Annotated in this window: 11 protein-coding genes, 1 tRNA gene and 1 pseudogene; 7 read left to right on the plus strand and 6 right to left on the minus strand. The window is 39.7% G+C overall.

Features of this window, described 5'->3' with window-relative positions; genetic code table 11:
• Positions 1-1,188 precede the first annotated feature (1,188 nt).
• The 6 genes and pseudogenes from F6J99_RS08580 (at position 1,189) to F6J99_RS08610 (ending at position 6,408) form a co-directional block, all read left to right on the plus strand.
• A complete protein-coding gene (locus F6J99_RS08580) occupies positions 1,189-2,733 on the plus strand; it encodes a hypothetical protein (protein ID WP_293112568.1) in 1,545 nt (514 codons plus the stop codon).
• Between the two features lie 152 nt (positions 2,734-2,885).
• Positions 2,886-3,890: a multicopper oxidase domain-containing protein gene (locus F6J99_RS08585; RefSeq protein WP_293112569.1), complete on the plus strand. Its 1,005-nt coding sequence runs from the start codon at positions 2,886-2,888 to the stop codon at positions 3,888-3,890.
• A gap of 11 nt (positions 3,891-3,901) precedes the next feature.
• A complete protein-coding gene (locus F6J99_RS08590) occupies positions 3,902-4,735 on the plus strand; it encodes a hypothetical protein (RefSeq protein WP_293112570.1) in 834 nt (277 codons plus the stop codon).
• 361 nt (positions 4,736-5,096) lie between these two features.
• Complete coding sequence (locus tag F6J99_RS08595) at positions 5,097-5,564, plus strand: hypothetical protein (RefSeq protein WP_293112571.1); 468 nt, start codon at positions 5,097-5,099, stop codon at positions 5,562-5,564.
• Positions 5,565-5,949: 385 nt separating this feature from the next.
• Positions 5,950-6,117: pseudogene (locus F6J99_RS45495) on the plus strand (hypothetical protein); the annotation flags it as partial.
• Positions 6,118-6,261: 144 nt separating this feature from the next.
• A complete protein-coding gene (locus F6J99_RS08610) occupies positions 6,262-6,408 on the plus strand; it encodes a chlorophyll a/b-binding protein (protein WP_293084583.1) in 147 nt (48 codons plus the stop codon).
• Between the two features lie 419 nt (positions 6,409-6,827).
• On the opposite strand, the gene F6J99_RS08615 is transcribed toward F6J99_RS08610, so the two are convergent.
• The 4 genes from F6J99_RS08615 to F6J99_RS08630 all read right to left on the minus strand — a co-directional run bounded on the left by F6J99_RS08615 (position 6,828) and on the right by F6J99_RS08630 (position 10,648).
• Positions 6,828-7,646: a phytoene/squalene synthase family protein gene (locus F6J99_RS08615; RefSeq protein ID WP_293112573.1), complete on the minus strand. Its 819-nt coding sequence runs from the start codon at positions 7,644-7,646 to the stop codon at positions 6,828-6,830.
• Between the two features lie 381 nt (positions 7,647-8,027).
• Positions 8,028-9,569, minus strand: coding sequence for a bifunctional phosphoribosylaminoimidazolecarboxamide formyltransferase/IMP cyclohydrolase (purH, locus tag F6J99_RS08620; protein WP_293112574.1), 1,542 nt, complete (start codon positions 9,567-9,569; stop codon positions 8,028-8,030).
• A gap of 295 nt (positions 9,570-9,864) precedes the next feature.
• Positions 9,865-9,990 carry a photosystem I reaction center subunit IX gene (psaJ, locus tag F6J99_RS08625; protein WP_070394080.1) on the minus strand — a complete coding sequence of 42 codons (126 nt, stop codon included), beginning with the start codon at positions 9,988-9,990 and terminating at the stop codon, positions 9,865-9,867.
• A gap of 163 nt (positions 9,991-10,153) precedes the next feature.
• Positions 10,154-10,648, minus strand: a complete 495-nt coding sequence (locus F6J99_RS08630; protein WP_293112575.1) for a Photosystem I reaction center subunit III — start codon at positions 10,646-10,648, stop codon at positions 10,154-10,156.
• 151 nt (positions 10,649-10,799) lie between these two features.
• Here F6J99_RS08630 and tsaD point away from each other — a divergent pair, with 151 nt between their 5' ends.
• On the plus strand, positions 10,800-11,852 hold the full coding sequence (gene tsaD, locus F6J99_RS08635) for a tRNA (adenosine(37)-N6)-threonylcarbamoyltransferase complex transferase subunit TsaD (protein ID WP_293112576.1): 1,053 nt from the start codon (positions 10,800-10,802) through the stop codon (positions 11,850-11,852).
• Here tsaD and F6J99_RS08640 read toward each other — a convergent pair.
• Positions 11,835-12,014, minus strand: a complete 180-nt coding sequence (locus F6J99_RS08640) for a hypothetical protein (protein ID WP_293112577.1) — start codon at positions 12,012-12,014, stop codon at positions 11,835-11,837. The genes tsaD and F6J99_RS08640 overlap by 18 nt on opposite strands.
• 121 nt (positions 12,015-12,135) lie before the next feature.
• Positions 12,136-12,209, minus strand: a tRNA-Pro gene (locus F6J99_RS08645).
• Positions 12,210-12,255: the final 46 nt, after the last annotated feature.

The raw sequence follows: 12,255 nt of genomic DNA on the forward strand, positions 1-12,255 counted from the left end.
AACAATTGCTGAGAATATATTGCACTTCAGCATCCATATCTCGGCTCAATCCAACTCAGAGTAATCGAGTACTCGTATACCCATAGGCGAGTTATTAGTTATTTAATAAAAGTATTTATCATTTAGCAAAAATCATTGTTATACTAGTGATTACTTAGGGTGCATCAGGGTAAACCCAATAAAAGTTGAGCCAGAATGTGATATATGGCAAGGATTATGAGCTTATTAAGCCAAAATTGCTCAGCACTATTGCATATAATTATCAATATAGTTGATAATAATGTCGCCTTATTGATTCTTGCTTTTACCCTGGGTGCTATACAGGGTAAGGCAAAAAAAATCGCTCATAACGTGGGTTGGTTGGATATCGGTTGATCCTGCCTCGAAACCCCTATAATCTCCTAGAAGTGTACTCGCAATAGAGTTAAGTTGTTGATAATGATGGGGTTTTATTATCAATAAGCACGGGGTTATTGATTCTTGCGCTTTGGGGTGCTATATAGCGTTTCTGATATACACCTAGTAAGAATAATTTTATGAATGATAACAAGATCAGTAGTTTAACTCAAGGCTTGGATTTTACTTCCGAAAGTATTGATAGGAGTCAAATTCTTGGACAAGCTGGGGGGAACATTACATCTGTTCAAAACAGTGGCTCTGGTAGTGTTGATCAAAACATTCAAAACAGTCTAATAATAATTAATATTAATCTTGGTAATAGCATTAACTCAAATGGGTGGATCTCATTTAAATTAGGCAAAAATTATAATCAAACTCCCACATTACCCAGATTCCCCACACTTGCGTTCTTTAAGGTTAGGCGTGAGTTTAATTCTAAACCTGGTTGGAGGGATGCTCTATTAGAACATAAGGAAGTTGAGGCTTGCTCATACCCTAATTCAGAGATCAAAAATTTAGTAAATCCCAAACCTTCAGGCTCAGCTGTACCTGGTTGGAGGGATGTTCTATTAGAATCTAAGGAAGTTGAGGCTTGCTCATACCCTAATTCAGAGACCAAAAATCGAGTAAATCCCAAACCTTCAGGCTCAGCTGGACTTGGTTGGAGGGATGTTCTATTAGAATCTAAGGCAGCATAGCTGTACTTAATCTATGTCTGTAAATAAGAGCATTTAAAGCTGATTTATGATATTTGAGTCAATTGTGGAGGGCTAGGTGAAAATCAAGTTCTTGAGCAAGAAAGATTTGCATGAAATAATCTTTGCTAATCAAAATAACCCTCCCTCAGAAAGGATATCTAACTTACTAGATGACGTTGATAATGGAAGAGCAAAACTAGTCACAACTTCATACAATTATAACAATAGTTTACGTCATTACAAGCAGAAATATCGCAAAAAAATATCATCAAAAAAAAAGGAGTATTTCGATAAAATTATTATCTTACCTTCCCTTTATTTGCGCTTGACAATAATTGTAATTTTATTTATTATGTGGTTTTATATTGTTGAACCGTTTTTTCTACTCAATCCTTTTTTATGGTCTGCTCAAAATAAATGTAATCAAGTTCTAACTAATGAAAGGAAGCAATCCTTTAACATAAGGGAATCTTGTGACTCCATAATTAATGGTTTTACCAAGAATAAGTCGGCTTTATATCTAGCCCATAAAAATTTTGGAAGAGCAAATCTAGTTTATTGGAATGATCTTGATGCCTCCGAAAAAGCTGAAAGGAAAGACAAAGAAATCAAAAAAGTACAAAATCATTTTAAATCTGCTGAAGAGTATAATCCAAAAGATCCACAAGTAAAATTCTACATCGCTTTGATGGAAGATTTTAAGTATTTTGATTTTGTACGTGAGGATAATAATCAAAAATGTTTGCTTTGGCCTGCCAGTAAACGCTATGAAAAGGCAATTAACCTTTATAAAGATGTGGCAAAAGTTGAAACTGTAGACAATAATTTTTTTGCACTGCTTGAGTTGGGTCATTTATTAGTTAGCAGAGACGCAGGTAAGATATCTAAAAATTTAAAACATACCTATTGGGACGACTTAAATGGATATCAGAAAGCGATAGAACTTTACAATAAGCTCCAAGTAGCTGACCCGAACGTAAAGCATACAGTTTTGTTAAGCAAGGCTAAAGCTCAACTACTTAATGCTGAATATCAACTAATTAATTATTATGGTGAAAAAGCTCAAAATAATCGTGAAAAAGCTCAAGATTATTTTGAAAAAGCTCAAGATTATTTTAAAAAAGCTCAAAAATATTTGACAGATATTTTAAAGGTAAAGCCAAAGGCTTATCAGATTAGGTACTACCTTGGCAACTCATATATCTTAGCTAATAATCAGTATAAGGAGGCCATTATAGAATATGAAGAAATTACAGAACCTGATGATACTAAATTTTTCTATTATGCATTGCGAGATGCTGGTTTTGTGTACTATCTTAATAAGAAGTATAATAAAGCTAAAGATAGATTGGATAGAGCACGTGAGTTGGAAGTGTCAGAAACGCCAATTGAGAAAGAAAGAAGGGAGTTGATGGAAAACTATTTAGAAAAAATTGAAAAGAATAAATGTGATCAACTAGATACAGATAACAATATTTGTGATATTGAAGATCGAAGTAGTCTTAAACAAAAGTTGATTAAAGCAGGATTTTTCCAGGCCAAATTGGAGTTTCACGACAAAAAAAGAAGAACAGATCCATTTATTAATGTTGCAAATGATAAATTGCATGAGTGCGAAAAGAATCCTGAATTTTAAATTTTTTATTCCAGGATATAGCAATTATACGAAATGTGAGGGACAAAGCGATCCCCCTAAATCCCCCTTAATAAGGGGGACTTTGAGGTTGATAATCGTACCTCATAACTGCAATAAACGCTATAGTTATACTAGTAATCCCTAATATTGCTATGATGTGGAGTCGTCGCCAAATATTACAATCTAGTTTTGTAGGTTTAGGCATCGCAGGGACTGTCTACCAATTCTTTAAATCGCGACCTACCGCCACGGTTAACGTACCTAGGTTCACCACAGATGAGCAACTCTCAGCAAAGTATGTTGGATTTGATCCTATAAATTGTCTACGAAGTTTTGATTATGGTCGTGTTAAGCAGGAAAATGGACATCTGATCAGGGAGTTTGAAATCGTTGCCGATCATACCCCGACTCAGCTAAATAAATTTGTAGGTTGGGTTAGCTGGAATTTTAATCATCGAGTTCCCGGTCCAACATTAAGAGCGGTAGAAGGTGATCGGATTAGAGTAATTTTTCGGAATCAGGATTCTGCTAGTAGTCATAGCATTCATTTTCATGGTATTCATCCTGCTGAAATGGATGGAGTGACTTCAATAGGCAAAGGTAAACAAACTGTCTATGAATTTGAGGCTAAGCCCTATGGCGTTCATCTTTACCATTGCCATGTTAGTCCTGTTACTCGCCACATTAGCAAAGGACTGTATGGTATGTTCATTATTGATCCTCCTAGAAAACGCCCTCCCGCCGATGAAATGGTTTTAGTTATGTCAGGTTATGACATTGACGGAGACATAAAAACTGAAGACATAAAAACTAATGAACTTTATGCGTTTAATGGCTTACCTGATTTTTACAATAAACACCCTATTCCGATTTATCAAAATCAGTTAATAAGATTATATATACTGAATATGATTGAGTATGATGTGGCTGTAACTTTTCATATTCATGCTAACATGTTTAAGGTTTATCCAACCGGTTGTACTATAAAGCCAACTATAAAAACCGATGTCATTACTATGGGTACAGCGGAACGGCATATTTTAGAGTTTGCGTATCCTTTCCCAGGAAACTATATGTTTCACCCTCATCAAGACCAAATTGCTGAAAATGGTTGCATGGGACAATTTTCAGTTATTCCTAGTAACAAATTTTTATAACAGTAAACGTTATGAAAAATATACTCAAATACGTTTTTATTACTTTAGTTGTTGCCCTTTTGGTGGTAGGAATCAGGTACTATTTACCTAGTAATACTCCTACTAAAACTAGTGAACCTTTTTCTAACTCCGAACCTGAAAAAATATTAGATGAAGATTATATCAAAAATCTTGGTCTAATGCAAGGTCATCTGATTGCAGCCAAAGATTTATTAAACGGGGGAACCCCAGATCAAGCACAATCTCATTTAGAACATCCTATTGAGGAACTTTACGGGGAAATTCAAGATAAATTAAAAGAGGAAGGTGTTGATAATTTCAAAAATAATTTGGAAGATCTATACGAAAAAGCTAAATATCAACCTTATAGTCAAGACGTAACTAAAGAACTTGACGGAGCAATGGCAAAAATCAAATCAGCTATAGATAGTTTTTTTGAAAAAAATAAGAATCTTCAGTCACCGGAATTTGCTGAAAAGGTGATTATTAGTATTCTTAATACAGCATCGGAAGAATACGAAGCTGCCATTGGAAGGAACTGTAATATCGTTGCTCCAATAGAGTATCAAGATTCCTTTGGTTTTGTTAAATATGTATACAACAAACTTTCACAAAAAAGTTGGGTTCCTGATCAAACACGAGAGAAGATGAAATCTGATGTAAAAAACCTTCTAAAAGCGTGGTCTCCAAATAAAGATAAACCGTTTAAAGGAAAGGTAAGTGAACCTCCTAATTGCCTTGAGGCACTCTCTCCATCTGGAGAAACTGAATCTGTATATCCACCTAAATATCCGGTAATGACCCCGGCTCAATTATCTGAGGAGATTGCCAAAATTTCTAAGTGAACTAGGTTTTATGACATCCATAAAGTCTGGTAACTCAATGGCAATTCCAAAAAATTTTTTGGATTTTATAAAACTCTAAGAGAAGAGGAAAGTATTCGAGTGCATCTCATTTTTACTATTTGATGCGGTGGTGCGTTACGGGGCCGGCTTTCCCAGTGGTGGCTACGAGGTAAAAAATGACGGCGAGCCGCCCCTAACGCACCCTACGCAATATTTTAAAATATGAGATGCACCCAAACTATTCAGCTACTACTAATTTTTTACTTAGATGATTAGTGGAATTTCTGACAATTGTAAAAGTCATATTATTTAGCTAGTCTTTTGTTAAAGATTAAATGTAAACTTTACTCGTACTACAGTCATGCCAGAAGAAAATTTTTCTCAATCATTCAATATCACCGTTGGTCAAAACTTGTCTAATAACACAATTGGAGGAATGGCGAGTGGCGATATGGATGTGACCCAAAATCCACAAATTAGTACAAGTGAATCTTCTCAGCCTACAAGTGAATCTTCTCAGCCATTAACTCAAGCCAATGTGGTTGAGTTAATTACCAAGCTTGAAGAACTGTTTCGCAGCTCAGATTTACCGGAGGCGGAGACATCTCAAGCAATCAAGTATTTGGAAGCTGCTAAAGAAGAAGCACAAGAAGAAGAGCCTGATAAGGATTTTGCTGCTAAGAATTTGCAAAAGGCTTGTACAGCTCTCAAAGTTTTAAAAGAAACTGGTGAAACGGTTGAAGCAGGAACAAACTTATGGAAAACATTTCAGCTTATTATCACTAAGCTTCTGCCTTGGCTCGGGAAAGCTAGCAGCTACTTTATTTAAGGTTAAACAAGTCATGAGGTCTATTGACAGTAGTGTAAAGTTCACCAGTAATTGGATGACAGTCGAGACCGACAAGATTACGTAAGCCATAGCAAAGGTCTGTTGGTTTGAGCCGTCCAGATTCATAACTTGTACCGATGCTCGAGGTAAGGGTTCCCTATCGACATTAGACCGTGAACCAATAGAGTTGAAGGTTAGTAGATTGTCGGTTAGTAGGTGTTGCTGGTTAGTAGGTGTTGCCGGTTGAAGGTTAGTAGGTGTTACCGGTTGAAGGTTAGTAGGTGTTGTCGGTTGAAGGTTAGAACCTTGGCCAAAAGGCCACGCTTCGCGAACAACCTTCAACCGGTTAACCTTCAACCAGTTAACCTTCAACCGGTTAACCTTCAACCAGTTAACCTTCAACCAGTTAACCTTCAACCGGTTAACCTTCAACCGGTTAACCTTCAACCAGTTAACCTTCAACCAGTTAACCTTCAACCAGTTAACCTTCAACCGGTTAACCTTCAACCGGTTAACCCTCAACCAGTTAACCCTCAACCCTATCTCCCCATAGCCTCCAGTTATGCCTACTTCAGGCAAAGCGTATCCTCATATACCATATTTATGAAAAAAAACATATAAATAAATGTTGCAAATTTTTTCAAAATAGGTTAAGTTGTATTACAGAAGCTAACAAAACCCTAGGAGATCTATAAAAATGACTCAAGAGCAAGAATCTAAGTTCGGTTTCACCAATTTTTCTGAAACCTGGAATGGCCGTTTGGCAATGCTTGGTTTCGCCATTGGCTTGGCTACCGAGTTGCTGACTGGTAACGGCATTCTGGAACAACTAGGTCTTATGTAATCGGCCATAAGCACTTGGGCGCACACCGTGCGCCCCTAAAGTTGATTTGTGTTCTACTCAATATTGGAAGCAATATCGCAAGCGCTATACTTGCATTTCTGACAAAGATTGCGATCGCAGTCACTGAAAGCCTTACACAATCTAGGGTTTACCCCCATTGAAGCTCAGCAAAAAAAACAACAGTGTATTGTTCTTGAGCGATCGCTTAATCCTTCCTAAGAAAATACCTCTCCCCGTTGGAGCAAGAGCAACTATATTTTTTTGCGCTTGAGTTACCCATTGACAGGAAGTCCCAAATATGAAATAGGGTATTGAGGTAGGGTAAGCGCATCTAACTTAAGTAAGTTTAGAAAAATCTATATTTGTGAATTGTAACTAATAACAATCAAGGGATTGGAGCTGACTAAAAATTTTCCTATCTACTTAGTTGTTAATTGCTCAACAATACCCATAACTTCACTGCGGGTTAGTTTAGATTGTCCGAGGGCTAAAACATCAAGGGTGGCATGAGCTAAAGCCAGGGGAATTTGGCAAAAATTTCTGGCTGGACTATTCTTGATGAGAGCATTGGTGTAAGCATCAGCTAAAGACAGATTTCTCCGAGCATATTTTTGTAGCTCCTCTTCGCTCCAGCCGTTGGGAAAAAAATCCACTTGCCTTGTCAAATCTTCAGAGCGGTTACGTAGAATGTTGACTGCTTGTAAACCCCGACCAAAACCAACTGCATAACTACGGTTAGTTTGGGTACCATCATACCAAGCCCATAAATCAGAAAGTAACAATCCTACAGACCCGGCAACGCTATAAGTATAAGCATCCAAATCCATTTCTGTATTAATTTCCCAACCGCATTCAGCCCAAGCTGCCATTCGATCTGCCATAGCTGCGCTAGCTTCCCAAATGCGAGGTGCAATGGTTTCCGGTGCTAGCATTGCCCATTCACCAATCCGAATGGTTACTTCTGGAAGTGGCTGTTCGTGCTTACTCAAGGCTAAAGATAATTCCGAGGCACTGAATCCATTACCTATACCTTGTAGACCGAAACTAATTTTTCGCAACAGTGAAGCCTTGGTAGGGTTATCAAGCTCAAAATTATCTTCAATTTCGTCAATTGCACGCATACACAAGTATGCAGAAGCAACAGATTCTTGTAACCCTCCTGGTAAGCAACTAATTGGAATGTAGAAAGTTCGACTAGTTTCTTTTAGAATTCCTAAGGCATCTTTACATAGTTGCATAACTTTACCATTCTCATCACCACTTTATATTATTATATGCCTAAATTTTAAAAGATAAATACTCATCAATATTGAATTTATTATGTATTTTTTGTCAAAAGGACTTAGGCAGTTGACTTAGTTTCGCTCCCTTAAGCACTTCAGGTGTGTTTCAAAATACAATAAGTTAACAATTTTGGGTGATAGGGATTTGGGTAAATACGGAAATAGGGAAATACAAGGCGCATTTACTGAAAACTAAGCCAATAAGTGTCTTTCACACCTGACTAATTAGTCGGCTTCAATCAAATGAAATGACTAACAATGGGCGATTCTGAGCAAAATTAGTGTTCGATAAATTTGCTCCGAATCACGACTATTTATTCTGGATAATGTAAATAACTAATGCAAAAAGTGGCGCATACCGGTGAGCACCATGATTAATCCCAGTTCATCTGCTGCCTGAATCGAGTCTTGATCTCGTAAACTACCACCCGGTTGCACAATTGCCTCAATCCCTGCTTTAGCAGCTGTCCGCACTGAGTCATCGAAGGGGAAGAATCCATCACTAGCAAGGATAGCGTTTTTGCTATTTTCCCCAGCCTGTTCTAAGGCAATATTGACTGCACCTACCCGATTCATTTGACCCGCACCCACACCTAAGGTTGTGCGATCGCGTGTCACGACAATGGCATTAGATTTAACATGCTTACACACCTTCCAAGCAAATAATAATTCTGCCATTTGGTCAGGAGTAGGTTGCTTTTGGGTCACCACTTGCCAATTCTCAGGATTATCCATAGCATCATCCGCAGCTTGTACCAGAAACCCCCCTGCAATAGCTTTCACCGTTTGGTTTGATCCGGTCTGTAAGTCTGGTAATAGCAACACCCTTAGCTTCGACTTAGCACTGAGAATTTCTTGAGCTTCTGGTTCACACCCTGGAGCGACTACACATTCTAAGAAAGTTTTCTTTAACGCCACAGCTGTAGCAGCATCAATGGGTTGATTTAATGCCACAATTCCACCGAAGGCAGAAATAGAGTCAGCATTGAATGCTTTCTGATAGGCTTGCGATAGGGTTTCTGCCAACGCTACCCCACAAGGATTGGTGTGCTTGAGAATTGCTGCGGCTGGAGTGTCAGTAAATTCATTAATGATCCGCCGTGCAGCTTCTAAATCCACCAGGTTGTTGTAACTGAGTTCCTTACCCTGAAGTTTAGTGGCTGCAGCCCAACCTGTGGGAACCGTTCCGGATTGATACCACGATGCCGGTTGATGGGGATTCTCGCCATAGCGTAGAGATTGGCGCTGTTGTCCAGATAAGGTAAATCGTTTTGGTAGGGACACTGGATCTTCGTAGCCGATCAGGTAGGATGCGATCGCATGGTCATAGGCAGCGGTATGACCAAAAACCTCTATAGCGCAAGCCTGACGGAATTCGATTGATGGTTGATTTCCATTCTGGCGCAACTCCTCTAAGTAATCCTGATACTGACTGGGATTACACAGCACTGTCAGGTGAGCATAGTTTTTCGCAGCTGCCCTCAGCAGTGTTGGACCACCGATATCGATAGTTTCAATTGCTTCTGCTAAACTCACGTCCGGTTTAGCAACAGTCTGTTCAAATGGATAGAGATTCACCACCACCAAATCAATGGGACGAATCTGGTTTGTCTCCATTTCTGCCACATCTTCGGGCAAATCTCGCCTTCCCAAAATTCCGCCATGAATTCGTGGATGTAGGGTTTTAACCCTACCACCTAAAATTTCTGGAAAGCCAGTGTAATCAGACACTTTCGTTACCGGCAAACCTTCTGATTGCAAGGCTTTAGCCGTTCCGCCACTGCTGATTAAATCAAATTCAAATTCTTCTACTAGCTGACGGGCAAAGTCGATTAGTCCAGTTTTGTCAGATACACTCAGCAGTGCCAGATTTGCCATTTCAAACAATTTTACAAAAAGTCAACCGAATTCTGAATTATCAATTCAGAATGCAGAATTATTAGTTGCTAAATTCAGGATTCAGCAACTTAATAATTCAGAAATAGTTCAGAAATCTTCGACCCTACTTCTGGATTACGGATTCTGCACTCTGAATTATTTTTGTCAAATTATCAAAAGGTTTTTTAGGGTAAATTTTAATAATTCAGCTAACTGGGGTAGGAGCTACAAATTAATTAGCTTACCTACTACTAGTCCGGAATGAATTATTTCAATTTTTACCCATTCTTGCTAATTACAACGGATGGAAAAGTAGATCCGGGAAAAAGCGGTTAAATTCAATCAAAATTCCAGCCGTAATGGTCATCCAAACAGCCAATAACACTGGTGCTAGGGACAAATACTTAACTAAATCCTGCATGGAACATTCTCCTAAAATCGTTAACTATTTTAAGACATTTTGGCACATCAAGATAATGCCCTGTCTATAAAAGCGCGAAAATTTGATTAGCGAGAACGACAGTAGTTTTTAGCTAACTTTTCAGTGCTAAAAGCGTTCCCGCGAGGGAGTCTAAGTATGATTGCTAGCGTGGTGAGACAGGAATCTCATCATCTTTAGCAAACATTTCACCAGTGGTGATTTCTTTGAATGCTAACAAAGGCCATGAGGCAGCCAATAGCATCTTACTAAATGCCAAGGGGACTTCAATGATGATTTCTTTTTGTTCTGGGTTCTTACCCTTTTGAATCGCTTGTAGATAGCTGCGACCTGCCCAGCCAATCCAGCCAGTGATATAGAGGAAGAGTAAGCTAGGAATCAGGAAGTCACCCATATGGGAGAAACGACCATCCACAATCAAGTGGGGATATCCCTCATCACCACAAAGTGCTTGAGAATACCGCTCAAATCGGTTCGCACCGGAATTGGGGTCAGCTGTAGTGTTTACGAACTCAGCCTTCCGGGCTTGAAATGCAGCAGACTCACTACAAGGGGTGAGATGATCCAAAGAAGCAGAGGCTGGGCTGATGGCGCAAAACCAAACAGAGACGGCAAAAATTAAAGCTAACAATCGTCGCATAGAAAGTGTCTCCTTTTGTTAAGAAACAAAAAGTTTTTTGTACAAACCAAAAGATCAAATTATTTGTACACTCAGGCAATCTTACTCTGAGCCGTGTATCTAGTAAAGTTTAATTAACTAAAAGTAGTGTTTCAATAAAGGTCATTGGTGAATGGCTTGTGTTTTAGCAATAGAAACCAGTTGTGATGAAACAGCTGTGGCGATTGTTAAAAATCGTAAATGTTGTAGCAATATCGTTACTTCCCAAATTCCTATGCATCGGCAGTATGGCGGTGTGGTGCCAGAGGTAGCATCCCGTAGCCATCTAGAAACCATCAATCATGCGATCGCGCAAGCCCTAGAAGCAGCTCAACTGGACTGGGCAGCAATTGATGGAATTGCTGCTACCTGTGCTCCCGGCTTAGTGGGCTCTCTACTAGTGGGGGTCACAGCTGCCAAAACCCTGGCCATGGTTCACCACAAGCCGTTTTTGGGTATCCATCATCTAGAAGGTCATATTTACGCCACCTATCTCAGTGAGCCAGAACTACAACCACCATTTTTGAGTCTCTTGGTGTCTGGCGGTCACACTAGCTTAATTTATGTCAAAACCTGTGGTAGCTATGAAATACTGGGCGCAACCCGTGACGATGCTGCAGGTGAAGCCTTCGATAAGGTAGCACGATTATTAAAGTTAGGCTATCCCGGAGGACCAGCTATAGATAAGTTAGCACGAGAGGGCAACCCCAAAGCCTTTCCCTTGCCAGAAGGTAAGATTTCCCTTCCTACTGGTGGTTATCATCCCTATGACTCCAGTTTTAGCGGTTTGAAGACAGCGGTGCTAAGGCTGGTGCAAAAATTCGAGCAGGAACACTTAGAAATTCCAGTGACCGACATTGCTGCCAGCTTTCAGGAAACCGTAGTGCGATCGCTTACCAAGCGTACCATTGCTTGTGCTCTCGACTATGGTCTGGACACGATTGTGGTTGGGGGTGGGGTGGCTGCCAATAGTGGATTGAGACAACAGTTGCAAGCTGCAGCAACTGAGCATAATTTGCGAGTTATTTTTCCTCCCCTGAAGTTTTGTACCGATAATGCCGCAATGATTGGCTGTGCCGCAACTGACCATTTAAATCAAGGACATACTTCCCCTTTGACTTTGGGAGTGCGATCGCGAATGCCTATCACTAAGGTAATGGAACTTTATTCAGAGGTTGAAGGTTGAAGGTTGAAGGTTGAAGGTTGAAGAGGTTGAAGGTTGAAGGTTGTTCGCGAAGCGTGGCCAAAGGCCAAGGTTTAAGGTTGAAGGTTTAAGGTTGAACGGGATTGCGTGGCCTTTTGGCCAAGGTTTAAGAGGTTGAACGGGATTGCGTGGCCTTTTGGCCAAGGTTGAACGGGATTGCGTGGCCTTTTGGCCAAGGTTTAAGAACCGGCTAACCTGTAACCGGCTAACCTGTAACCAGCTAACCTGTAACCAGCTAACCTTTATAGTTAGTCCAAAAGCACAATCGGGATGACAGGATTTGAACCTGCGACCCCTTCGTCCCGAACGAAGTGCGCTACCAAACTGCGCTACATCCCGATAAAGCCATAATTTAAGATTTCATCTATTTTATCATGCCTTAGGG

This window comes from Moorena sp. SIO4G3 (assembly GCF_010692305.1).
GTDB classification, from domain to species: Bacteria; Cyanobacteriota; Cyanobacteriia; order Cyanobacteriales; family Coleofasciculaceae; genus Moorena; species Moorena producens_A.

What these genes read in the sequence shown, in the direction of transcription:
- F6J99_RS08585 (WP_293112569.1), top strand. Translation starts at nt 2,886, where the DNA reads ATGATGTGGAGTCGTCGCCAAATATTACAATCTAGTTTTGTAGGTTTA.
- F6J99_RS08590 (WP_293112570.1), top strand. Translation starts at nt 3,902, where the DNA reads ATGAAAAATATACTCAAATACGTTTTTATTACTTTAGTTGTTGCCCTT.
- F6J99_RS08595 (WP_293112571.1), top strand. Translation starts at nt 5,097, where the DNA reads ATGCCAGAAGAAAATTTTTCTCAATCATTCAATATCACCGTTGGTCAA.
- F6J99_RS08610 (WP_293084583.1), top strand. Translation starts at nt 6,262, where the DNA reads ATGACTCAAGAGCAAGAATCTAAGTTCGGTTTCACCAATTTTTCTGAA.
- F6J99_RS08615 (WP_293112573.1), bottom strand. Translation starts at nt 7,646, where the DNA reads ATGCAACTATGTAAAGATGCCTTAGGAATTCTAAAAGAAACTAGTCGA.
- purH (WP_293112574.1), bottom strand. Translation starts at nt 9,569, where the DNA reads ATGGCAAATCTGGCACTGCTGAGTGTATCTGACAAAACTGGACTAATC.
- psaJ (WP_070394080.1), bottom strand. Translation starts at nt 9,990, where the DNA reads ATGCAGGATTTAGTTAAGTATTTGTCCCTAGCACCAGTGTTATTGGCT.
- F6J99_RS08630 (WP_293112575.1), bottom strand. Translation starts at nt 10,648, where the DNA reads ATGCGACGATTGTTAGCTTTAATTTTTGCCGTCTCTGTTTGGTTTTGC.
- tsaD (WP_293112576.1), top strand. Translation starts at nt 10,800, where the DNA reads ATGGCTTGTGTTTTAGCAATAGAAACCAGTTGTGATGAAACAGCTGTG.